This window comes from Pseudomonadota bacterium (assembly GCA_018823135.1).
Lineage (GTDB): Bacteria > Desulfobacterota > Desulfobulbia > Desulfobulbales > CALZHT01 > JAHJJF01.
This window is the reverse complement of record JAHJJF010000041.1, coordinates 38,055-61,228: the sequence shown is the minus strand read 5'-3', so window position 1 is coordinate 61,228 and position 23,174 is coordinate 38,055. Positions and strand designations below refer to the sequence as shown.

Sequence of the window (23,174 nt, the reverse complement as noted above, 5' to 3'; positions counted from 1 at the left end):
CCTTTTCAGGATGTCATCACTCATTGTCGGACTCGCATAAAGCACTCGTCGGACGCGTAGACCGCTCCAACCAGCGATATCAAAACAATACCCGGCCAACCTCACCTGAAAAATTCACCCCCATACTGCCATCGGCTGCCGGTCTGCCCAGCAACGATAAAGCATCAACGAGTGCGGTTTGCTCTTTATCGCGTACCGAAAAATTACCGGTAAAAGAATATTTCCCATCAGGCGACACGATTAATGCACCTTCTGCGGCCAGTGGCCCGCCCGAATCGGTTAAAATAGCGGTGACTCCCTGTTCGGAAGTTGCAATATCCACAGTCAGGTCTCCAAACCGCACCTGCGGTTCGCTGGTTGTTTCCGCCCCTGTCCAGACAATTCTACCCTCGGCCAGGGCTACCAGGCCATCTCGGATTTTTACTTTGTTTACGGCAACACGAATCAGGCCGCCCAAAGGAACCGCATACATATCAGGAAGAACTTTTGTGAGCAGTGTGGCCGGAAATTGCGCCTGTAGATCATCCAGGTCAAGTTTTCCGCGCCGGGCTCTGATCCTGCAATCAAAATCGCTGTCAACCAATTGAAAATGCAGATCAACCACAGCTCTACCGGTAATCAATGAAACAGGTTGAAGCCGCCAACTGACGTTTGTCGCCTCCACAGTATCAACCGCGACTCCCCGGGCCTTTCCATTATGCCACGGGCCATCGACACCATAAACCTTTATCCTGGCAATTTGCGGTATTTTCTTCTGCAACAGGCCGTAGGCAAAATCCGCCGGCATAAAAAACACCAGAAAAAAAACATATGCAAAAAAGAAAAACACTATGTATTTGAGTCTCTTTTTCACGAGGATCCTTTCAGGGTTATTTTTGCATTGACAATTCCTGCTGCATTGCGACTCTCAGAGGTATATGCGACAGCGACAATTCCCTTCGCCTCAAGGAGCCGCAGCCACAAAACAATATCCGTAAACACCGCGTCCTCAAGCCAGACCTTGGCCCGGTCCTGGTCGTCCGGCTCGATACGCTTCATATTCCCGGCAAGTTTTCGTTGCGCCGCAGTCTGATCAATTATTGCCAGCAAGGAGCCTTTACCGGCTGCCTCTTCGAGTTTACCCGGCCCCTTAACCAAATTCACCTGTCGCACCGCATCCTGCATCCAGACTAATTCCTGCCTTTTTAACGGAACTTCGTTACGCATACCCTGTAAGCTGTTATTAAACGGCTCAAGGACAAAAACATACAGCGCCGCAATCAGGATAATTATTCCACCAAGAATGAGGGCCATACGCTCACGACTATTAAATCTTGCTAAATATGTCATTTATCTTGCCCTCACCTGTAGACGGGTTGCCACGTGATCACCCTTGGCAGAGGCGGTCCTGATTTCTACATCCAGGCCCGCTTCATTGGTCAAGCCTGTTTTTAATCTGTCCAGGGCCTTGAGGTCTTTCACTTGCATATCCAGATCCAGCTGCAAATCCTTGTAGCGAAGATTCTGAAGTTCATATCCCGGCGCCTCAAGGAATAGCGGGCCTACGGCATCAAGAAGATATAAAAGATTGCTTTCGCCGGCATCAGCCCCTTTGAGCTTATTGAGCCTGCTTTCCATCTGGGCCCGGGGGTTTACAATTTTTTTGGCGTCGGGAAATGTTTTCCGGTAAAGCGCTTCAATCTGTGAACCAATCTTCTCCTTTTCCGCACTCAAACTCATATATTCCTGTATTCTGATTGTCCCATGAAGGGCCACGACAACGCCTAAAACCACCGCAGGAACCCACCATAACTTGATAATTTTCTTCCACTCCGCATGTCTGGCAAAAATCCCTTGCAACAGGTTTAGCTCACCATAGGAATGAATATCCTTGATAAAGACCTCCATGACTGATTGAACACCGCCCTGTCGGTCTTCGGCATTTTTTCGTAATGAATCATCCTTAAATTCCTCCACAGCCATCCCATACAGAAAAATCCGCCGCTCTCCGGATTTTTCAAATTCGGAGAGGAGTAATGCTTCAAGGTTTTCCCTGTCAACCGCAAAACCTTTATCAATGCCGGTCCTCACATGGACGATATCCAGGTCAACACATACGGTGATAATTCCATCGTCATATGGAAGCGCAAGGCTTTCAGGCAGCAGAACATCCGGTTCAATGCCTCCTTCCGCAAAAATACGCCGCCACTCAGCCATCCTTTGGGCAGAAACAACTGCCACGGCCATACTGCCGTCACTTCGCTTTCTGCCATGAGCAAAATGGAGTTCCTCCACATCCTCTGCAAGGCGGTCCTCAAGGGCAAAGGGAATCGCCTGCAGCATATATTTCCTGCCCCGTACGGGAAGCGTGACATCGGCTAGAAAAACCTCCTGCCCGGGGACCAGGGCAACCAGCCGTTGTCTGCCGGATTTTGAGACTGCAGCCCTTAACGGCCCAGATTGAGTCTTCCAGGAGCCGTCCGGGAAACTCTCCGCCCAGGTGACTTCTTCAGATGTTCCTGTCCCTATTCTGATAACCACGGTGTCCATGTGATAGTAAACCCTTTATTAACTGAACTATCTGACTTATTCTAATTGGTTGAAATTATGTAGTTATCTTAAAAAAACAGTGCTATTGATTCACTGTCCTAAGCATTCAGGTAAGCAAGTTTACGTGACTCCGGAAGCCAGGATTCAGAATAACTTATTGTACAGCATTTCTTCTGGTTGCTGACGGCTGTATTCTAAATTCAAATTGAATAACTTGATCGAAATCACTGATTAATTTATTTGTATTCAGTTACTTAAATCTGCTCAGAAAGTCCAAGTTTTAATATGCCCCGATACTCTTGTTTATTTTATCCACTTTATTGCCCTGCCGGTAAAGCAGACTATACATGGACACCCTGCCGTTTCCAACCTCGGCCTTGGCGTTGGCCAGAAAATAATCGCTGGAAACCGTGAGAAACGTGCCGGCAATTCCGCTTCCCGCAAGGTTTTGATCCTGTAAAAAATCGTTTACTGATGCATACCCCCCGGCAGGCCGTTCTTCAACAAAGTTTTTTGCCTCATTCAATGAAAAATCAGCAGAAAGCGCCGCCAGAACAAAGGCTGAGGCAGTATTCACGTTTACAAGGGGTTCTGTCGGAAAAAGAGGCAGCGTTGTAATATGCGGCGCAAGACAATTGTATGCCTTATAATCGAAACCCGCAACCAGTTGCAGTTCACTGGGGCTGGTCATTATGCTGTTTGCCGTCCGGTATGGTGTCTCAAGCCAGGCATAGGTTTCATCCTCGGCCCCGCCGCCGGAGGTAAGATCCGAATCCGCATCCAGCCAGTCGATAAGCGCGTTAAGCAGATTTGTATCCAGGCCGCACATGTCGAGCATCCGCTCAAACTGTTTACGGCTCTGGCCTTGCAGGTCCGGTTTTGTTGAAACCAGATTATTCAGATTAAACCGGCCATGCATGTCTTCAAGAAATCCCGATACCGCCCCACCTTCAACTTCGGTGGGGATAAGCCCTATTGCCCACTCCTCACCGAGGCTGTCATTCCCGCCATTTTTTTTATCACGGATCAAAACCTGTACGGCCCAGTCGACAACCCCTTCAGCCAGGACAAGGCACTGATCACCGTCAACAATATTACCGTTTCTGCGGATATCGATCTGCTGACTTGAAACCATTGACACCACCATCATTGAAACCAGCGCGGTGATTAACAGCACGGTGATCAGCGCAACACCGCGCTTATTTGCCAATGATCCACTCAAAGAAACCATTTCAGCCGCCACTCTCTGGATTTCCGGCACTGCCGGAGCCAACGGAACTTCCATCACCCGAGGCTATGAGAAAAATCCTTTTAAGCTCTCCCCAACCCCCAACATCCACTGCTATTGCCACCGCCCCCGGCAACATGGCTCTTTGCTGGACGATTGAAATTGAAGCGCTTACAGCCGGAGGCCAGACCTCATGCCAGCTGTCGGCACGGAAGAAACTGACTTGAAAGGCATCAACTCCCTCCAGGACAACCCTTTCAATCGCAGCAGTATCCTGAACCCGGTCAAGTACCGGCCAGTGATAGCGGATTAAATTATTTTCCCGGATACCATAGGCGACTCTCTGCAGATTACTCCGTGCACTGCCGGTTGGATTTCGCCAGCCGTTGCGGGTGAATTCCAGAACCGGCTCAACCGAGTCGCCGCGTAAAAGCATGGCGGGCTGAAACTCTCCCAATTCATCACGGATCGAACGAGATACCGCCTGTTCAACATCCCTTTCCATAATACTGAAAGCTCGCTGCAATTGGGCGAGTCGCGCTGATTCACCGGCGACCGCCACCCTGGTATCAATAATTGAATTGAGCCCACCGTAGGCAATCGTCGCAAGCACAGCAAAAACAGCAAATGCAACCAGGAGCTCAAGAAGTGTAAAACCCTTGTTATCCATAACTCAACTTTCTGACTTGCTTTATCATATTATAATTACAAGACAATCCAATTTTTTCAGTCAGAATTCAGGAGTCAGCATTCAGAAAAAATGAAAAAAAATCAGTTATTCTGACTCCTGAATTCTGGCTCCTGGCTTCTACAAGAAATAAATAAATAAATGACAACACCCTCTTAAAACCACAGAAATTCAGTAACATATAATAACTCGGAACGTTGAGCAATAATCATGTACTTGGCCGTCCGATAAAAAGGTTTAACACGGCCAGGGGCGATTTCAGCGCCTCAGGCCGGCCTACGACTATGGCCGCCCGGCGCATATCAGGGTCAGGGGTCTCGACCACGGTTACCTGCCACTGCCAGCTATTATCGGCAAAATTCACTTCTCCAGCGGTTACTCCGGGGGCAATCCAGCTTTTTGCCAGACGCAGATCAGCTGCCTTATTCATTGCAACCCAGTGGGCAAGGGTTCTGTCCCTGAGATACGCTGCGTTGGTAACCGAAGTGCCGCTGCTTTTTAGCGCCGCCGCCATGATGATACTGAGAATTGCCAGTGCAACCAGTATTTCCAGCAGGGTAAAGGCCTTATCTGATCGGCTGATTTCTCGCATTAGCCTGAATATTTCACGAGTTGAGATCGCTGAAGATCCGCGAAAAAGACCTTTTCACTATAATAGTTTATGTGGAAAGATCGATGACAAAGGAGATTCAGCGATATCGGCTCGCCCTTGAGGTGAATAATTTCGATTAAATAACCTCTATCCTGTCCTGCACAATTTGTTTTTTCAAACATTAAACCATTCCAACACATGTCATGAAATATTCAGGCTGTCGCCTCACCGCACAAGTTGGTTCAAATCGAGAATCGGCAATAAAATGGCCAGGACAATACCCAGAACGATCAAGCCCATCACCAGAATCAAAACCGGTTCAAAAATACCCATTGCCGCGGCAATCAGGGTCTCAATTTCCCGTTCCTGGGCATGGGCCGCACGCTCAAGCATTTCTTCAAGATTGGCGCTGGCCTCGCCGCTGGCAATCAGATGAATGGTTATGGGCGGGAAATAGCCGCTTTTAGCCAATGTGCGATGCAGACTCTCGCCTTCCCGCACCCGGCCTGCGGCCTCTTCAACTGCCCGCCGCATCGGGAGGTTGCCGATCACCTGCGCCGACAATCGCATGCCTTCAAGCACTGAAACTCCGCTTGCGGTAAGAATACTGAATGACCGCGCAAAACGGGCGGCGTTGAGTATCTTGACAAATCTTGAAACCATGGGGGTTGCCAACTGCAGGCGGTGGAACCTGAAAAGCACTTTCTCATTGCGCAACAGTATCTTGATTCCCACCGCGGCGACAATAAATAAGACCAGACATAACAGTCCGTAACTTTTAACAAAACCACTTGTGGCGATCAACCAGCGGGTCAAAACGGGCAATTCCTGACCGACATTTTCAAAAACCGAAACAACCTGCGGCACCACATAGGCAAGGAGAGCGCTCACCACCAGGACAGCAACCACGGTCAAAAAAGCCGGATACAACAGGGCAAGCATGGTTTTCTGCCTGATCTGCTGCCTGAATTCGGTATAGTCGGCAAGCCTTTCAAAAACAACGTCCAGATGCCCGGCCTGCTCGCCTGCCTCAACTGTGGCGCAATACAATGCCGGAAAAATCGAAGGAAAATCCGCAAATGCCCGCGCAAGAGTATACCCTTCAAGAATCTTTGAGCGTACAGCGGCAATCACACTTTTAATCCGCGCCTTGTCAGTCTGATCGACCACAGCTCGCAAGGCCTCTTCCAAAACGGTTCCTGAGCGGACAAGGGTTGCAAGCTGCCTGGTGACGAGAGCAAGGTCTGTAGGGCTGATACTTCTGCCGCGCATGATACTCTTTGATTGTCGGGTTTCGCCTCCAGAGACCCCTTCAACGCTTACCGGCGACAATCCTTTATCCCGCAACAACTGCCTTACCTGACGGGCGGTATCGCCCTCAAGCACCCCTTTTTTCAGGCGTCCGGAAGTATCAAGCGCTGAATACTCAAAAGCCCCCATGATTCACCACTCCGGCAATGCCGGAATTAAAAATTGACAGTTGATAATTGTAAATTACCGCAGTTGAGGTCTTAGCCGTTGCGCTATTCTTCACGAAAATCCTCACGAGTTACCCTGACTACTTCCTCAATGCTCGTATCACCATCAAGTATCCGGCGCAGGCCGTCCCCCCGAATACTCCCCGTCTTGGTTCGTGCATAAGCCTCCATTTCATGCTCCCCTGCCCCGGCATGAATCATCTGCCGGAGGGTGTCATCCACTTGAACCAGTTCATAGATTCCCGTACGCCCGCTGTATCCCTGATTATTGCAGTGATCACAACCAGCCGTCTTAAAAATTTCCGGCGGCGCTTCCTTTGCAAAACCCAGGGCCATACATTCACTGGCCGTCGGTTGATAGGGCACCCGGCAATCCCGGCAGAGAAGCCGCACAAGTCTCTGAGCAAGAATACCCACCAGGGTGGATGAAAGAAGGAAGGGCTCAACCCCCATATCTCTGAGACGGGTCACCGCCCCCACCGCTGTATTGGTATGAAGTGTGGAAAAAACAAGATGCCCGGTCAAGCTTGCCTGCACGGCGATCTCCGCAGTTTCAAGATCGCGGATCTCGCCGATCATCACCACATCCGGATCCTGACGAAGAATGGCCCGCAAGCCACGGGCAAAGGTCATATTAACTTTGGTGCTCACCTGAGTCTGACCGATGCCGTCAAGATAATATTCGATGGGATCCTCAACGGTCATGATATTGCGGCTTTTGTCATTCAACCGGGTCACAGCCGCATACAATGTCGTTGTTTTTCCGGAGCCGGTTGGCCCGGTTACCAGAATAATTCCGTTAGGCCTGTGGATAATCACATCCATGCGCGACATGGTTTCCGCCGCCATGCCAAGCTGACCCAGATCCAGGCGTCCGGCCTGTTTATCCAGAAGCCGCAACACGACCCGCTCCCCATGGCCGCCGGGAATTGTCGACACCCGCACATCAACCGGTCGGCCGGCAATCCGCAAAGAGATCCGTCCATCCTGGGGAAGACGCTTCTCAGCAATATCCAACCGCGCCATAACCTTGATCCGCGAAACAATCAAAGGCGCCAATACCTTTGAAGGTTGGAGAATTTCGCGTAAAACCCCATCAACCCGAAACCTGATTCTCAGACGATTTTCAAAGGGTTCAACGTGAATATCCGAGGCGTTTTCTTTCACCGCTTCGGTAAGCAGACCATTAATAAGTCGGATTATCGGCGCATCGTCTTCGCTTTCAAGGAGGTCTTCGGGTTCGGACAACTGCTGGGCAATGCTGTGCAGATCAATATCTTCGCCAAGATCATCGGCGATCTGCATGGTATCGCTGGAACCGCTCTCATACACCCGCTGCAGGAGTGCCTCAAAGGCGTCGACGCTCACCACCTGAAGATCAAGAGGCCGGTTCAATCGCCGCCTGATTTCAATCACCGGCAAGGAATTTATTTTTTCCCGACAAACCACGGTTACCCTTCCGTCTTTTTCCCCGGACACAACCACTCCATTGCGCCTGGCAAAAGAAAAAGGCAATTGTGCGGCAAAATGAACATTTTCACTGGGCATCGACATTCTGTCCTGATTCCTCAAGCAACTGATCATCGGTATGATGTGCTGATCCTTCAAGCTCAGGAAGCACCGGCACAACCTCCCCGGGCATTAAGTTGACACCGTCTTCCTGGAACTCCTGCTGGCGGCGTCTCATATAATCGTATCTGTCAAAGGTGATTCGACTGCTGGTTTCCTCATCCTTCAAGATCACCGGCCGCAAAAAAACCATGAGATTCTTTTTTTCATGCTTTGAATAGGAATAGCGGAACAGGGCGCCGATAAACGGGATATCTCCCAGCAATGGCACCTTGACAACATTTTCCTGAACATCATCACTGATCAGGCCCCCCAATACCAGAATCTTACCGTCTTCTACAATCACCGTTGTTTTGATCGAGCGGGTATCAGTGCTCTGCAGGCCGGTGGATGCGGCGCTCTGAATAACCTTTGAAACTTCCTGCTCAAGCTCAAGGCGGACGGTATTCCCCTCGTTGATCTGCGGTTTGATTTTGAGTTTCACCCCGACATCCTTGCGCTCATAGGTGGTAAAAGGATTCTGGGGATTATTGTTGCCGGTGGAGGTATAACTCCCGGTGGCAAAAGGAACGTTCTCGCCGACAATAATCTCCGCTTCCTGATTATCAAGGGTCACCAGGGTCGGCGTCGAAAGGATATTCGTATCGCCGTCGGAAGACAAGGCGCTGATCAATCCCCCGAGATTAAGGATCTCAGTGCCGAAAATAGTGGTGGTGCCATTAAAAAATCCCAGGTTGAAGCCCCCTGAAAGCCCAAGGGGGTTGACGGCAAGGGAATTAATTCCGGAACCGGGGTTATTGGGATTTGGGTTTGTAAAATCAGTGCCGCCGATAAACCCTGAGCCATCCGTACCTGCTGTGGAACGCCATTGAACGCCAAGATCAGCGGTTTTGCCCGTGGTGACTTCCGCCACCACCGCCTCGATTAACACCTGCGGTCTGCGGATATCAAGTTTGTGGACAATAGACAGAAGGGTTTTCATCGCGGTTTGCTGGGCGGTTATTATCAAGGAATTTGTCGCTTCATCAGCCTGAATGATAACATCAGCCCTTCCTCCCCTTGCCGCGCCTTTGACATTGGGCTGCCCCCCCTGCTGCTCGGTTTTCATACCGCTCAAGATCGGCATCAGGTCTTTTGCCTGGGCATAACGCAGAAATACCACCTGGGTATCTCCCTCGGTTGCAACCGGCGTATCCAGATGGGCAATCAACACCTTGGCCCGCAGAATAAGCCTTTCCGCACCGCTCAACAGAATGCTGTTGGTCCGCTCATCAGCTATGAGGCGAATCTGTTGCGCCTCTGCATTTCCTTTCTGGGCCTTGACGTCAAGCCCTTCAACAACCGATACAACATCACGGGCATCGGCATGCTGCAACTTGACGACCTCGAGCTCCGCTGTCTTGCCCTGGTCGATTTTTGTTATAATTTCAACAAGTCGTTTAACATTCGCCGCATTATCAGAAATGATGATGGTATTGCTATCCTGGTGGGCGGCAAGATAACTCTTGGGATTCATCAATGGACGGAGGATGGGCACTAACTTGTCGGACTCAACAAATTCAAGCCGATGCAAAAAGGTGATGAATTTATCACTTTCAAGAGTTTCGCCCTCGTTGATGATTGGCGAATTATCCTGCTTTGCCTGGTCGTGGGGGATTATCTTGACAATCTGACCGGCCTCGATGGCTGAAAAATTATGGACCTGAAGAATGGAAAGAAATACACCGTACACTTCATCAGCCGACATCGCCTGAGAGGACACAATGGTCACCTTACCCTTGACCCCCGGGTCAAGGATGAAATTCTTTCCGGTGATCTTTGCAACGCTTTTGATTATCGTTCGGATATCCACGTCATGAAAATTAAAGATCATTTCTTCATCAGCCGCAGGTTCAGCAGCATGAACGCCGCCGGGAGACAAAAAAACCACCAATAGCATCGTCACCAATAAAAATTTCATCCGTTCCATAAAAAGACTCATTAAATTTTGTCGGTCTCGTAAAAAGCCACGAGACGGACGTTATGGGGGGTATAACTTATTGAAATCACTATCCCGTAACTTGTCGCTTTCGACTTTTTACGGCGCCATTAAATTTTGGTTAATTGCATCTGAATGCGTGTTGAAAATAATCAAACACTTTTATACGTAATTATTCTATTCGTTAAGGCTGTAGACTGAAGGACGATAGTTTTTTCAATAATATGAAATAAGTCGTTTAAAATTTCCCTCTATCACCCCTATTTCATATCCTTGTAGACTAAACGCATACAGTCTAAAAACAATTACCGAACGCTCACGAACATAACGCTTCAGTCAAATCGGTTAAAAGATGGCTAATTAACGGAGTATACCAGATCCTTTTTCTCACCATTTCTTTCAATTACCAGCCTGATTTCTGATGCGTCACGTATCTTCTGGTAAGCGGTAAGCCCTCGATGGGCATCAATCAGACTGATACCGTTCACCTCAATGAGCGCGTCTCCCGGCTTAAGCCCCATGCTTGTCAATAAGCTGCTGCCTTTTGCCGAAACAAGCTTATAGCCTTTCTGTCTGCCCCCTTCTTTATAGACATCCAGGCCCACTTCCTTGGCCAGGGAAGGAATATCGGCAAGACGTCCCTTGAAATATTGCTCGTCGATGTCCCAGTGCATGCCGTCACCCCGGTTTCGCACCCCGGCACCGGCTGAAGCAACGCTTGCGGTCTTCACGGACGGCGAGCCCTGGTCATCCTCTTCTTCAAGAAGCAGTGTCTCAAGTTTTCCGGAACGCAGAAGAATTACCCTGTCGAAGTAAATTTCCTTAACTTCGGCGTTTCCCGGAACATTGTCGCCCAACGCATAGATGCCATCTTCATCCTTGCCGCTCTTGCTATTGATGAATGCCAGAGCCATCTTCATGTCCGAGGCGCCGATCACTCCCTTGAGAACAAGACTGAGCGTTGTCTTGGGGATATCTTCCTGGGCTTTTTCCTGAGGGGCAGAAGATACTCGCTGCGCCTGCCCGAAAAGAGGCAACACGGCTTTCCTGATTTGCGAAGATACTGTTTTCTCGGAATCTTTCATGCCGAAATCCGTTGGCAAAGTTTGGGGGATAAAACGAGATTTGCCGGTGGAACTAACAATTTTCCAGGTGAGCTCAGCGGCTGGTTTGGCGGCAGCGGCAAGCAGAACAATCACCAGAGAGGCGCGGACAATGACCATTGCCCTCCCCTCGGTGGAGAAAAATTTGGTTATCCTGCTGAAAGTGTTTGCCGTATCCAAGTTTATTCTCCAAAATTGACTCTCTAATACTACAAGAGCCACTGTTCAATAAATCGCCCCCAGCTCTGTCGACTACAGGATAACCGTTTTTCGTATGTAGTTGACAATTTCATCCGGATCATCCATGAGAGAAAATATCAACAGATCCTCCTGGTCGATACTTCCCGCGCTGAGCATCTTTTCCTTGATCCATTCGATCAGACCCGACCAGAATTCGGTACCCACCAGAATTATCGGAAACCCCTTGATCCGCTTGGTCTGCATAAGGGTGATCGCCTCAAAAAGTTCATCCAGGGTGCCGAATCCGCCGGGCATGCAGATAAAAGCCATGGCATATTTGATGAACATTACCTTCCGAACAAAAAAGTATTTGAAATCAAGGGGGAGATTGGCATAAGGATTCGGCTCCTGCTCAAAGGGCAGATTTATATTGAGGCCGATGGAGATGCCGTTTTTGGCGGCGGCTCCTTTGTTGGCGGCCTGCATTATCCCGGGCCCCCCCCCGGTTATTACCGCATACCCCGCCTCGGCCAAGCCTTCGGCAACCGTTGTTGCAAGCTTATAATACGGATTATCCGCAGAAGTCCGAGCCGAGCCGAATATGGATACTGCCGGTCGGTTAATACTCGACAACGCATCAAAACCGTCAACAAACTCGGACAGAATCCGGAAAAGTCGCCAGGAATCCCCGACAGAGAAGCTATCCAGCCGGTATTGTTGCCTTTCATCAATAGAGCCGTTTCCAGGCCATGTTTTCTTCATTATCTATAACTCCTTTTCCTGCCCATCGGTTATTTAATTTAAATCCCAACCATTATTTTGAAATCTCAACGGCTTGCTGCAGGTCGTCTCAATCGTCGTGCCCTTGTGTTGCTCGAACATATCGAACCAGGTATTACCTGTTCCAAATCCATTAAGGGCTGATACAATCATACCCCATTCTGCATTCAAATTCCCGCATCAGGCCTTGGCCAACTTCTTTAAAGATTGTTTCGCCTGTTTATGCGCAGGATCAAGCCTCAGGACTTTCATAAACATTTTTTGTGCTTTACTGTGCTGCCCGGATTTTCGATACACTTCACCAAGCACGACAGATGCTTCAATGTTTTTTCGATGCAGCCTGAGACTTTCCTTGAGAGACTCTTTGGCATCTATTGTATTTCCCTGGTGGAACTGAATTTTGCCGAGACGATACCAGTATTCCCAACGACTGCTGTCAAGCTCAACCGCCTGCCTAGAGAGTGCCGTGGCGATTTCAGCGCCTTGTTTTTCCAGATCGTATAGTTCACCGAGCAGACTCAATGCAGATGCGTCCCTTGGATTATGATTGCAAGCCCTCTGGAGGCTTGCCATGGCTTTTTTATTCTTGCCTGAAGCCATATAAGCCTCGCCGAGATAACGATGCAGCGCGCCGCGACCGACATCCCGTCCGCTTCCGGTATTGCCCTTGCCTTCCCCCTGCTTGAGCACCATGACCGCTTCATCATACCTTTTGCTCTGACAATACAGCCTGCCAAGCTGCAGGATTAAATCAAAGTTATGAGGATCAACCTTGTAGGCTCTTTCAAAATAGGGAATTACCGCATCATTCCGGTTCAATGCCAGCAGAGCCAGCCCCATGTTAAAAAGGGCCATGAAATCATCATTATCTTTTCCAAGGGCTTTTTCAAAATAAGGAATCGCATCTCGATAACGATTCATCTGCGCCCAGGTAACCCCCATGCTGTTCAAAAGATTGACATTGTCCGGGTCAACTTCAAGACCTTTCTTATACTCTTTGGCAGCTGCGGCAAGGTCCCCTTCATTATAGTAAATATCGCCGCTGATATTCAGACTTATGCCATCAAAAACCGTCACTGTGTCGGGCCCGAAAAAATTGGTGTGGAGCAATGCCTTTCTGGCATTAAGCAGCATCTCCGACTTTCTGAAATCATGGTCCGGGAAAAGCGCCACGCCCATGGAAAAGCTGCCCATGTCTTTTCCAAGTTTTTTCTTGAATGATTGTATCCAGTCAAGGGCTCGTTGCTGGTCGGCACCGGCAATAAAAACAAATGCTTCGCGGGGGTTGACCGGCACCAGGGGAGTATCAATGAGCAAGGAACGAACCCGGCCGGAAAATTGTGCGCCTTCAGCATCCTGATCCTGCTGGAGTAAAATGACCGCAAACGCATCAACCCCCGGCAATAGCTTCCGGAAATATGCCGTAACCCTGGCCGGCAAAGGCTTTAAAGGATGCTGTTCAGCATTGATAAGCGCCGAAGAGCTGCAAAGCCCATAAGGACCCCGCTTTCTCGCGGTTTCAAGGGCATGCCAGGCCTGTTCGACAACTCCGGCGGCATCTTTTCCCTCATGCATGGTTTGATCATTGACCGGTGCAAGGCCTATTCGGATCCGGGGAAAGTTCTCCCTTTTCAACCAGTTGAGCACTGCATTTCCTACCTTGATAGCCCCTTCGGAATCAAGCTCTTCCCATATGAGGCCGAACACCCCAGACCCCAGGTGGTGGAGTGCCACCCTGTCCTCAAGAGAACCAAGGCACGATGCCGCTCTTGCAATATATTGCCTGGCCTGATCGGCATCCTTTATGGCTGGACAGATTTCGATCAAGGCCAGCACAAATCCATGCATCCCAGCATTGGTCGGGCCGGAACCTTCCACCATCCGGCAGGTCAATTCCTCCAGGAGATGGCGTTTATTCAGCAACCCGGTAAGAGGATCAAGGGAAAGCTGTTTCCCGAACTCAAATTCCCGGGAGATAAAACGGCTCCTTTCAAGAAGCCACGGACCGTCTGCCTCCAGCACCTTACTGCTGCAATCACCCAGAACTGCCGTGGCAATAAGCTCGTCAACGCGCCATATGGGAAGATACAGCACGCCATTCTCGCCAATACAGGGAATCCGTCTTTTCTGAACCGACTTGACTCCCGGGGGAAGGGGCGCTGATTCATCAACATTTACCGGAATGAAATCCACCCGGCTGCAGGACAGAAAATACTTGATGGTTTCAGAAAATACTCTTTTGAACCGGTTCAGATCTTCAATGGATATCCGGCCGTTTTGAGCAAACAAAGGGGATGTCATTATTTCGCAACTCCGAACACTTCGCAGATAGCCGTGCCGAGATCGGCAACTTCTTTATCAGCCACAGTCCGCATATCCAGCAGGTAACGGTCTTCTTCCACCCGCCCGATAACCGGTATTTCACGCTTCCGGAACAGCTTCTCAAGAGAATTTATGGTAATCTTCAGTGGATTCAATGAAACAGCACAACTTGCCAATGGCTGCTCCGGCAATGCACCGCCGCCAACCCTTGATTCGGTTTCAACAATTTCCACATCACATTTTGATTTAACTGACTTCTTGATTTTTTCCACAAGCTTACGGGCCCGGGCCTGAATCTTTTCAAGGGGCATGGATAGCATTGCCAGGGTGGGGATGGTTTCCAGGGCTTTCTGTTCATCAAGATACAATCGCAGAATGGCTTCAAGGGCCGCCAGTGTAAACTTGTCAATGCGCAGCGCCCGATTCATGGGATTTTTCTTCACCCGCTCAATCACCTGTTTTTTGCCGAGAATAATTCCTGCCTGGGGTCCGCCCAGAAGCTTATCTCCACTGAAAGTAACAACATCAACCCCGGCTTTCACGGTTTCCTGCACCGTGGGCTCTTTATCGAGCCCGAAACGCGACAGATCAACAAAACAGCCGCTGCCCAGATCCTCCATGACCGGAATCCCATGTTGTCCTCCAAGCCCGACAAGCTCTGCAAGATCCACTTCCCTGGTAAAGCCGATAATTTTAAAATTGCTGGTATGGACTTTGAGAAGCAGCGCGGTTTCTCCAGTAATTGCCGTTTCGTAATCCTTGAGATGCGTGCGGTTGGTGGCCCCCACCTCAACGAGTCTCGCACCGCTCTTCGCCATCACGTCCGGAATCCTGAAAGAACCACCGATTTCAACAAGCTGACCGCGGGAGACGATCACCTCACGGCCCGCGGCCATGGTCTCAAGCACCAACAGGACTGCAGCGGCATTGTTATTGACCACCAGGGCCGCCTCGGCACCGGTGAGCTCGCAGAGCAATTCCTCAACCAGGCTGTACCGGCTGCCACGCTTACCGGTTTTCAGATCATACTCCAGATTAGAATACCCGGCACCGACCCTGAGAATGCTTTCCATGGCTATATCAGGAAGCACGGATCGGCCCAGGTTGGTATGTACCACGACTCCGGTGGCATTGATGACTTTTACAAAATTCGGCGCAAGTTTCTGTTTGAGTAATTTGTTAAACAGGGGAACCAGGGCTTTCCGGGAAAGATCGATCTTTTTTACAGGTTTTCCGGCCAGAATGGCCCGGCGTTTTTCATCAAGAACTTCACGTACAGCTTTCTTGATCAATAATAATGGCGTCTCGGGGGGATTTCCCACCCATTGCAGAAATTCATCAACCTTAGGAATTGAACGCAGTAATTCTTTGTTTTTATTATCTTTTCCCAAAACAGACTTCACCTTGCCAGCCATTCTCGCCTCATCGTCTATGGTAAATGTCGCAGCATTTTAACGGAAAACAACAGAAAAGACCATAACCTACTGAAAAGACTTACCGTTTTTCACGGAAAGTGTCAAGGAAGGGGATGAAAATAGGCTGATGAAATCAGACAGCCAGGCGGAGGATCTCGGCAATTACTCCGGGTGTATAGACATCATCAATTCCCCAACGTCTTGCAAGAGTGTTGGCGTTTTCAGCAATGCTGTCAATATCGCTGGCCGGGATACCTGCATCATCAAGACGTATGGGAGCGCCGATCTTCTCAAACCAGTCCTCAAGGGCATCAATGCCTTGTTCCCCGGTTTCAAGGCCGAATATTTCCTGTGCAAAACGACGGAATTTATCGCGTTTCAGCGGCTGGTACCATCGCATCCAGGCCGGAATAACGATTGCCAGCCCCGCACCGTGGGCAATATTAAACATGGCACTCAAGGCATGTTCGATCATATGATTCGGAAAACTGTACGCACCGATGCCTGCCGGCGGCAAACCGTTCAAAGCAAGGGTCGCGGCCCACATGAACTCTGCGCGGGCATTATAGTTATCAGGTTCCCTGGCAATAACATTCTGAGTGTCGATCACCGTCCTGATAATGTTTTCCACCAATCTGTCCTGAATGGCCGGCCCGCCGAGTCTGGAGGTGAAATATCCCTCTATCACATGGGCGATGGCATCAACCGCGCCGTAAGCAGAATACTCAGGTGAGACGGAAAAGGTCAGTTCCGGGTTGAGAATAGAAACTTTTGGGTAAACATGGGCAGAGCCGATATTATACTTTTGTTGTGTCTCTTCACGGGTGATCACGGCATTACCATTCATTTCACTGCCGGTGGCCGCCAGAGTAAGGATTGTGAAAACCGGCAAGGCCCTGGTGACTTGCTCACCGATAAAATACTCCCATACGTCCTTATCCGAAACCGCGCCCACGGCGATCGCCTTGCTTTCATCGATCACCGAGCCGCCACCCACAGCAAGCACCGCCTGGACCTTCGCTTGCATGGCAAGCCTTACTCCCCGGTGCGTATGTGAAAGAATCGGGTTTGATGAGACCCCGGAAAATTCCGTAAAATGTATACCGCTCTGATTAAGGCTTTCAACAACCCGGTCATACAGCCCGGATGCCTTTATCGAAGATTTACCGAAAACAAAAAGAACCTTGCTGATGCCAGCGTTTTTCAGCTCACTGCCGATCTGTACTTCAGTGTTACGTCCGAAAATTATTTTTGTGGGATTATGGAAGGTAAAATCATACATTTTTCGCCTCCTTAAATTAACTTTGAACTCTAAACAAAAGGGACAACTATTCACAAGCGCAGGGGAAATGCCGACACTGACCATGAGCAAGATCATCTCCCGGGGAAACACCAAGTGTAACAATCAATAAGGAACCATGTCCTTCTTAATTTACACAACGCCAAAGCAAATAATACAAGGAGAAATTTCAGATACAACACATTTCAGTCGCTGATCCCGATGAGCTTTAATAGCCTCTTTCACAAATAAAGCTTAAACAAATCGCCTTTTACCGCTAACAATCCAGAGGGTCGATTCACGCTTTTATTTGATTTTTCAAATTGATGAGGAGGATCATCCCAAAATCATGGCACTGACCTGTACTTTTGGTTTTCAGAATCAATGAATGCTTGCGTGGAATAAATTAGATTGATAGGTGGCATAAGTTGAAAGCTTCCAATCCCCTTTCAGAACCCCTCATATCGCAAATCAAAATATTATCGTTTTTCGCATTTCCTGACAAATTAGTTCGTGTTTCCGGAATTGTATTCCAGGCGCACTAGTTCATCATGAAATACTAATACTCCTAACCACTTAATTTTGTTTAAATAAAAATTTATTGCCCCTGGAAGCTGCAATTGGCACATAATTTGCTAACACTTTATATGCTTTGAAATATTTTAGTTAATTCTGTAATTGCTAAATAATCACATCAAGAAAGGAGGAAAAGTGAAAAAGAAACTTTTAGCAGGATTGGTAACAGGGCTGTTCTTATCGGTTGCAGGTGTTGCAAGTGCTGTACCCCTGGCAGTAAATGCCTACACACCCTTGTCTGGCACAACGGTAGGGGTTAATCCAAACTTAGCAGGAACTATTATTGTTGATGATTTGGTCGAATTTTCCTTTTCTGGTTATGGCGGTACTGTTTCAGGTGATGTCCAGTTCCGAGTTGTTCGAGCTATCGACAATACGTATGATTTTTATTGGCGTGTCTTTAATGATAGTGACTCCGCTGGTGCAATTGGTGATTTTCGTATTGGTAATTTTATTACATCTATTTATGACGCAGATTTTCGAATTGATGGCCTTGGTGATATTGGCCCGAATTACGCATATCTTTTTGGTGACCCATTTCCTGGGTATGTGAACTTTAGTTTTAGTGCAGGATTGCAGGCAGGTATGAATTCTAAGTTTTTCTTTTTAGATACTGACGCAACTTCTTTTGATCGAACTTTAATATATGATCTTACAACCGTGGGGCAAAGCGAGCATTCAGATAGATACTCCTTAGGTTATGCACCCTCGGCCTCAGTCCCAGAACCAGCTACTATGCTTCTCTTCAGCACTGGGTTAGTCGGCCTTGCTGGCTTAAGAAGAAAGAAAAAGTAACTCCCTCTCCATCTGCAGATTTTAGGAAGGCAGGGCCAGCAACGGCGCTGCCTTTTTTGCGTTCCAATAACTGCTATCATCCTAAAAAAGCCCTGGCAACCACCGGGGCTTTCATTTTCAATATAAATGTGCATATCCGAGGTGTCAGAATTTATCCAAGCCTTCTATTATTAGTGTCAGATTGATTTTGCATTTTCATACTTAATGCACTCCCCTAACCTTATTTACCGCCAATTGTCTTGAAAGATACGAGCCCGTCAGTGCATCGATATTCGCAGTGAGCTCCTCAAGCCGCAATTCTTTTTCGATCCGGTCGTTGATATCCATATTTTCGTCTATCATAATCTGCACCTGCAACCGCCTTCTTTCAAAATATATCCGGGTTACTTCATTGAGCACATCGTCCCGCAGTTGGACCATCAGCCGCGACCTCGTATCAATGGAAGTCTGATCGCTGCTCCAGATAATATCGCCAAGATCCCATGAAAGCGAAACCGACCAGCCACTGTCAGTGCCTTCGGTAGTATCGTCGTCTGTATATTTCTCGGATGAAGTGCTGTAAAAATAAGTGCTGGTTTGAAAATCTTCATTTTCATCATATGCCACCCGCAATTCCGGCAGCCATGCCTTGCGGGCCGCGGCTTTTCTCCAGTGGTTGATTTTATCCGGACTCACCTCCGCATATTGAATCGCCGCATCCCTGATTTCCTCAATAGAAGGTTCCTGCGCAAATCTGTTCAAGATCTCTCTGGTGGTCAACTGTCGTTTCTTACTTTCAGCATAATCAACTTTGGGGACTGCTTTAAAGACCCCTTTTCCAGTGGCCGCCCAAAGGATTTGATTGGTATTCCAGTTACCCGATAAAGTGGCCAGAAAATTAATATCCCTGGCAATCATGCCTTCATAAAGCTCATCCCATTTATCTTTCTTTCTGGAGTAAATAAAAACACCCTTGTCGGTTGCGGCATACAAATTACTTCCATCAGGACTTAATACGATATGACGGATATCAGGGCTTGTCAGGCCTATACCGCTCATCATTTTCCACTCAAAGCCGCCATTATCACTCTTTAAAAGCCCATTGGCGGTACCCACATAAACAGCTCGTTCTTTTGAATTATCAACCACCACCCCACGAAAAAATGATTTTTCTGCGTCTTGCCCTGTATATGCCGAACCATTTTCATCAAAAACCATTTCATCCAGATCATAACCTTCCTGGTCAAGGAGATTCGATACAGTCGTTTCTTCCTTTGAGGAATACATTCCATAGGTTCGGACCCATGAAACTCCGCTATCCACACTTTTATAAATTCCTTTGTCGGTAGCGCCAAACAGATTGTTTGCCTCCACAGGGTCAAAGACAATTGAAAACACACATATATCATGGGGCAGATTCCGGCTTCTCTGCCAATTTTCACCGCGATTACTTGAAAAATATACACCTGATCTTGTGCCGATCAGCAATTCATCTTCATCCTGAGCATTTATAGCTATGGACAGAACAGACTTCTGCTGCTCAGCCAATCCATCATAAATTTTTTCCCACCCGGCTCCGGCATCTCTGCTTGCATATAACCCTTGGTCCGCGCCCACATAAATATGGTTTGCATTGCCCGGCGCAAGTGAGACAGCATGTATACTATTTTCGGTCCCTCTGAATGACAGGATCTCAACCCAATCCTCTCCAGCGTTTATAGTTTTATAAATTGCCTTTGCAGAGCCTACATATACCTGGTCAGGATTCTTCGGGTTTATGGCAACCGTGCTTACCTCAAGCTCCCTGATGCCGTTGTTAACCGGTTGCCAACGGGTATCGCCAATATCCTCCATTGCAAATGCCGGATCATTCACACATGTAAATACACATACCCAAAAAGCAGTAATAATCGCCAACCTGCCCATAATTCGCTCCTGTATTGGTTAGAGTTTTATACTCTGCGTCGTCGGCCTTTTTTCATGGATTTGGAGGCACGATCCTTTCGCAGAACCGCAAAAAATCCTGCTTGCCCCATAAAAAAGGCGCAGTAATCCGCCGCAAGAAAATTGCAATACTATTCTTTAACGTCTAAGGGGGTGATTCATGAATGCGTTAGAGTCGCAGAAAACCTAACAACTATTTTGGGAGATGTAAACAGCTTTTTTTTGATAGATAAAAAATTATTCTATCTCAATTTCTGAATAAAAAAAACGGGGTCACCATTCCGGACTTGGTTTTCAACTCCTGCCAGAAAGAATGGATGTCCCCGTTTTGCATGCCCTCGGCAATAAACGCTCTATTTCCTCACTACATATGCAGCAATTTTGTCTGCGGCATTTCTGTTCAGCGCCTGGGCGCAATAGGTGCCGCCCTTGGTGGAACCCTGGGAATCATCCCATGCAAGAACGATTTTACCATTTGAGTCGACCAGATCATAATGGACGCTTAAAATATCAGCACCTGCCATCATGCCACCCAACATCCGGGCGCCCTTGGGGATCATCTTATGTTTGGTGATTGAAATTTTAAGGAGAAGACTGTTGCCGGCGCCGGTGAAAGCCTTTTCATCCTGGATCTGGGCCGAGTTAAAGCCTTTTTTATTAAGGGTCTGAACCAGATTTCTATCCATCCAGTCCAGATTCCGCTGCAAGAGGTCAACCTGATCGTCACTGAGTCCGGTGGTGTCCGCTCCCAGGGAAAGCACGGCAATATCACTTGATGCGCCGGCAGGCAACGCTACTCTTTTTGTTCCTCCGCCGCACCCGGCCATAAAACCTATAAGTAATAGGGTCGACAGTATCAGTACAAAACGTTTCATTGCTTTCTCCTTGATGTGATTTTGATCCCCGTTATCGGAACAATTCCTTACTTATCCCCGTCCAAAAAACCTGAGTGGCAAAAACGGATTATCCTCCATAAGCCGGCTTCTATTAAACCCTTGAGCAGTAACTCTTTCAAGCAAAAATCTGTTTACTCAAAAATATCCTTAAGAAAATCCGTAAACCGTTTCCAGGATTTTTTATCGGCATCTTCACGATAGCCTATGGAGCCGAATACAGTAAAGGCGTGGGGCGCTCCGCCGTAAGTAATCATCTCGTACGGGACATATTTTGCCTCCATTTCCCTGGCAAGATCGGCAAACTGATCCATGGTGATATTTGTGTCAGCGCTGCCGTGCATGATCAGCAGCTTGCCCTTGGTTTTGGTGTAGTCCTGCCCTTCCGGAGTTTGCAAGCCGCCATGAAAGGTGACAAAGCCCTTGAGGTCTGCTCCTGACCTGGCAAGCTCAAGCACCGCAGCACCTCCAAAGCAGTATCCCATTGCCACGGCATTAAGCGAATCAGCTCCAAGGGATTGGGCCATTTTCAATGCCACCTGCATCAGAAAAAGCATTTTCTCCCGGTCTTTATAAAGCTCACCGGTGTGCTGGCGTTTATCTTCAATTGTGGTGGGGCGGACGCCGGCGCCGAACAGATCAGCGGCAAAAACCGCATACCCGAGACCCGCAAGCATCTCGGCCCGTTTCACTTCATATTCGGTGAGCCCGTCCCAGTCGTGGATAAGCAGCACCAACGGCGCTTTTGGAGACGGGCTGACAAAATATCCTTCATAGGGTTGCCCGTTAACCTCGTAGGAAACTGTCTTGCCAGCGGCCCATGCATTGGATGAAACAGCCAGTATCAATAAAAACGCCAATATATATTTCATATATCCTTCCTCCTTTTAATAATTCTCCGGCAAATCCGGTTAGACAATGAACAAATAATAGCTGTATTTTCCTGATATTGCTGGGGGAATGATTGTCATGTCAAGGATAATCATCTGAGACCTTCTTCTCTGCTGACTAGCCCTGATATTTCACGAGATGAGCTGGTTGAAGATTCGAGGTTCAATGGGAATTGCTATACTCATGCATGCAAGGCCCTTTGAACCGGAGGAGATTCAGCCTGATCGACTCGCCCACCGGGTGAGTATGCATAAAAGAAAAGTTTGATATCAATGGTCCAAAATGTACTTTCTGGAAAGGCAACGCATCACTCAATAAACCTTTTAAATTCAGAAAGTTATGCAATATATCCATCTCACTAATGAACTATTTGGGCTAGATTGTTCAACCATTATAACACCAGGACAGTTAACCAAATATTGAAAAAAAACAAGCTGGTTTTGTTTTGCGCAAATCAACTCGAGAGGATGATATCTGCAAGCACTGCAAGGGCGGAGAAAATGAAGATGAAGAGATAATTATAATTTTCCCGGGATTTACGGATGGAGGACAACAGATAGATGACAACGTCACGGTCCTGGTCATCCAGACAGGAGTTTTCCTGTAACTTCTCGATGAGCCCGAACTGCTCGATGGCCTTCTTTCTTTTTTCGGATATGACATACCGGTAGAAAAAAAAGAAAATATAGCCGATCACTCCCACATACCACAGGGGCCGGAAGAGCGCCGGATCAAAATGATTCACCACGATCAGCGCCCGGAAAGCAATTGCCGAGAGAACGCCGATGCAAAAAAACAGGTTGATGACCCATTTGGCCAAGGTATGCGGGGTATGTGAATTATTCACGATTATTTCCTAAATTGAGCGATTGTTGAGCTTGCTGAAGATGTGCGGAAGCCCCTGTTTCGCTAGACTATGGTATGCGAAACAGTTGCTGAAAGATAGCGCAGACTT

General features: G+C 48.2%; 19 protein-coding genes. 1 reads left to right on the top strand and 18 read right to left on the bottom strand.

Annotated features, from left to right (window positions below):
* Nucleotides 1–79: 79 nt before the first annotated feature.
* From KKE17_03685 to KKE17_03620, 14 genes are all read right to left on the bottom strand, one after another.
* Nucleotides 80–787, bottom strand: a complete 708-nt coding sequence (locus KKE17_03685) for a type II secretion system protein N (GenBank protein MBU1709086.1) — start codon at nucleotides 785–787, stop codon at nucleotides 80–82.
* A 62-nt stretch (nucleotides 788–849) separates the two neighbouring features.
* On the bottom strand, nucleotides 850–1,329 hold the full coding sequence (locus tag KKE17_03680) for a type II secretion system protein M (protein ID MBU1709085.1): 480 nt from the start codon (nucleotides 1,327–1,329) through the stop codon (nucleotides 850–852).
* Nucleotides 1,330–2,529 carry a hypothetical protein gene (locus tag KKE17_03675; protein ID MBU1709084.1) on the bottom strand — a complete coding sequence of 400 codons (1,200 nt, stop codon included), beginning with the start codon at nucleotides 2,527–2,529 and terminating at the stop codon, nucleotides 1,330–1,332. It lies immediately after the preceding gene.
* A gap of 280 nt (nucleotides 2,530–2,809) precedes the next feature.
* Complete coding sequence (gene gspK, locus KKE17_03670; GenBank protein ID MBU1709083.1) at nucleotides 2,810–3,802, bottom strand: type II secretion system minor pseudopilin GspK; 993 nt, start codon at nucleotides 3,800–3,802, stop codon at nucleotides 2,810–2,812.
* A complete protein-coding gene (gspJ, locus tag KKE17_03665; protein MBU1709082.1) occupies nucleotides 3,762–4,427 on the bottom strand; it encodes a type II secretion system minor pseudopilin GspJ in 666 nt (221 codons plus the stop codon). Before gspJ ends, gspK begins: the two co-directional genes overlap by 41 nt.
* 226 nt (nucleotides 4,428–4,653) lie before the next feature.
* On the bottom strand, nucleotides 4,654–5,037 hold the full coding sequence (gene gspI / locus KKE17_03660; protein MBU1709081.1) for a type II secretion system minor pseudopilin GspI: 384 nt from the start codon (nucleotides 5,035–5,037) through the stop codon (nucleotides 4,654–4,656).
* 225 nt (nucleotides 5,038–5,262) lie between these two features.
* Complete coding sequence (gene gspF, locus KKE17_03655) at nucleotides 5,263–6,477, bottom strand: type II secretion system inner membrane protein GspF (protein ID MBU1709080.1); 1,215 nt, start codon at nucleotides 6,475–6,477, stop codon at nucleotides 5,263–5,265.
* Between the two features lie 83 nt (nucleotides 6,478–6,560).
* Nucleotides 6,561–8,069, bottom strand: a complete 1,509-nt coding sequence (gspE, locus tag KKE17_03650) for a type II secretion system ATPase GspE (GenBank protein ID MBU1709079.1) — start codon at nucleotides 8,067–8,069, stop codon at nucleotides 6,561–6,563.
* Entirely contained in the window at nucleotides 8,053–10,053 is a 2,001-nt protein-coding gene (gspD, locus tag KKE17_03645; protein ID MBU1709078.1) for a type II secretion system secretin GspD, read from the bottom strand. The genes gspE and gspD overlap by 17 nt, the downstream gene beginning before the upstream one ends.
* A gap of 365 nt (nucleotides 10,054–10,418) precedes the next feature.
* Complete coding sequence (locus KKE17_03640; GenBank protein MBU1709077.1) at nucleotides 10,419–11,345, bottom strand: hypothetical protein; 927 nt, start codon at nucleotides 11,343–11,345, stop codon at nucleotides 10,419–10,421.
* A 72-nt stretch (nucleotides 11,346–11,417) separates the two neighbouring features.
* Complete coding sequence (locus KKE17_03635; protein ID MBU1709076.1) at nucleotides 11,418–12,107, bottom strand: TIGR00730 family Rossman fold protein; 690 nt, start codon at nucleotides 12,105–12,107, stop codon at nucleotides 11,418–11,420.
* Nucleotides 12,108–12,305: 198 nt separating this feature from the next.
* Nucleotides 12,306–14,426 (bottom strand): tetratricopeptide repeat protein, encoded by a 2,121-nt coding sequence (locus tag KKE17_03630; GenBank protein ID MBU1709075.1) that lies wholly within the window; start codon nucleotides 14,424–14,426, stop codon nucleotides 12,306–12,308.
* Complete coding sequence (gene selA / locus KKE17_03625; protein MBU1709074.1) at nucleotides 14,426–15,862, bottom strand: L-seryl-tRNA(Sec) selenium transferase; 1,437 nt, start codon at nucleotides 15,860–15,862, stop codon at nucleotides 14,426–14,428. Before selA ends, KKE17_03630 begins: the two co-directional genes overlap by 1 nt.
* A 133-nt stretch (nucleotides 15,863–15,995) precedes the next feature.
* Nucleotides 15,996–17,144, bottom strand: coding sequence for an iron-containing alcohol dehydrogenase (locus KKE17_03620; GenBank protein MBU1709073.1), 1,149 nt, complete (start codon nucleotides 17,142–17,144; stop codon nucleotides 15,996–15,998).
* A gap of 708 nt (nucleotides 17,145–17,852) precedes the next feature.
* Here KKE17_03620 and KKE17_03615 point away from each other — a divergent pair.
* Nucleotides 17,853–18,512 (top strand): PEP-CTERM sorting domain-containing protein, encoded by a 660-nt coding sequence (locus tag KKE17_03615; GenBank protein ID MBU1709072.1) that lies wholly within the window; start codon nucleotides 17,853–17,855, stop codon nucleotides 18,510–18,512.
* A gap of 201 nt (nucleotides 18,513–18,713) precedes the next feature.
* Here KKE17_03615 and KKE17_03610 read toward each other — a convergent pair whose 3' ends face one another.
* The 4 genes from KKE17_03610 to KKE17_03595 all read right to left on the bottom strand — a co-directional run bounded on the left by KKE17_03610 (nucleotide 18,714) and on the right by KKE17_03595 (nucleotide 23,066).
* A complete protein-coding gene (locus tag KKE17_03610; GenBank protein MBU1709071.1) occupies nucleotides 18,714–20,417 on the bottom strand; it encodes a hypothetical protein in 1,704 nt (567 codons plus the stop codon).
* Between the two features lie 371 nt (nucleotides 20,418–20,788).
* On the bottom strand, nucleotides 20,789–21,310 hold the full coding sequence (locus KKE17_03605) for a DUF4410 domain-containing protein (GenBank protein ID MBU1709070.1): 522 nt from the start codon (nucleotides 21,308–21,310) through the stop codon (nucleotides 20,789–20,791).
* Nucleotides 21,311–21,462: 152 nt separating this feature from the next.
* Nucleotides 21,463–22,200, bottom strand: coding sequence for a dienelactone hydrolase family protein (locus KKE17_03600; protein ID MBU1709069.1), 738 nt, complete (start codon nucleotides 22,198–22,200; stop codon nucleotides 21,463–21,465).
* 473 nt (nucleotides 22,201–22,673) lie between these two features.
* Nucleotides 22,674–23,066, bottom strand: a complete 393-nt coding sequence (locus KKE17_03595) for a hypothetical protein (GenBank protein MBU1709068.1) — start codon at nucleotides 23,064–23,066, stop codon at nucleotides 22,674–22,676.
* Between the last annotated feature and the right edge of the window lie 108 nt (nucleotides 23,067–23,174).

Coding starts and splice junctions, on each gene's coding strand:
- KKE17_03685 (MBU1709086.1), bottom strand. CDS start 787: ATGCCGGCGGATTTTGCCTACGGCCTGTTGCAGAAGAAAATACCGCAA.
- KKE17_03680 (MBU1709085.1), bottom strand. CDS start 1,329: ATGACATATTTAGCAAGATTTAATAGTCGTGAGCGTATGGCCCTCATT.
- KKE17_03675 (MBU1709084.1), bottom strand. CDS start 2,529: ATGGACACCGTGGTTATCAGAATAGGGACAGGAACATCTGAAGAAGTC.
- gspJ (MBU1709082.1), bottom strand. CDS start 4,427: ATGGATAACAAGGGTTTTACACTTCTTGAGCTCCTGGTTGCATTTGCT.
- gspI (MBU1709081.1), bottom strand. CDS start 5,037: ATGCGAGAAATCAGCCGATCAGATAAGGCCTTTACCCTGCTGGAAATA.
- gspF (MBU1709080.1), bottom strand. CDS start 6,477: ATGGGGGCTTTTGAGTATTCAGCGCTTGATACTTCCGGACGCCTGAAA.
- gspE (MBU1709079.1), bottom strand. CDS start 8,069: ATGTCGATGCCCAGTGAAAATGTTCATTTTGCCGCACAATTGCCTTTT.
- gspD (MBU1709078.1), bottom strand. CDS start 10,053: ATGGAACGGATGAAATTTTTATTGGTGACGATGCTATTGGTGGTTTTT.
- KKE17_03635 (MBU1709076.1), bottom strand. CDS start 12,107: ATGAAGAAAACATGGCCTGGAAACGGCTCTATTGATGAAAGGCAACAA.
- KKE17_03630 (MBU1709075.1), bottom strand. CDS start 14,426: ATGACATCCCCTTTGTTTGCTCAAAACGGCCGGATATCCATTGAAGAT.
- selA (MBU1709074.1), bottom strand. CDS start 15,862: ATGGCTGGCAAGGTGAAGTCTGTTTTGGGAAAAGATAATAAAAACAAA.
- KKE17_03620 (MBU1709073.1), bottom strand. CDS start 17,144: ATGTATGATTTTACCTTCCATAATCCCACAAAAATAATTTTCGGACGT.
- KKE17_03610 (MBU1709071.1), bottom strand. CDS start 20,417: ATGGGCAGGTTGGCGATTATTACTGCTTTTTGGGTATGTGTATTTACA.
- KKE17_03605 (MBU1709070.1), bottom strand. CDS start 21,310: ATGAAACGTTTTGTACTGATACTGTCGACCCTATTACTTATAGGTTTT.
- KKE17_03600 (MBU1709069.1), bottom strand. CDS start 22,200: ATGAAATATATATTGGCGTTTTTATTGATACTGGCTGTTTCATCCAAT.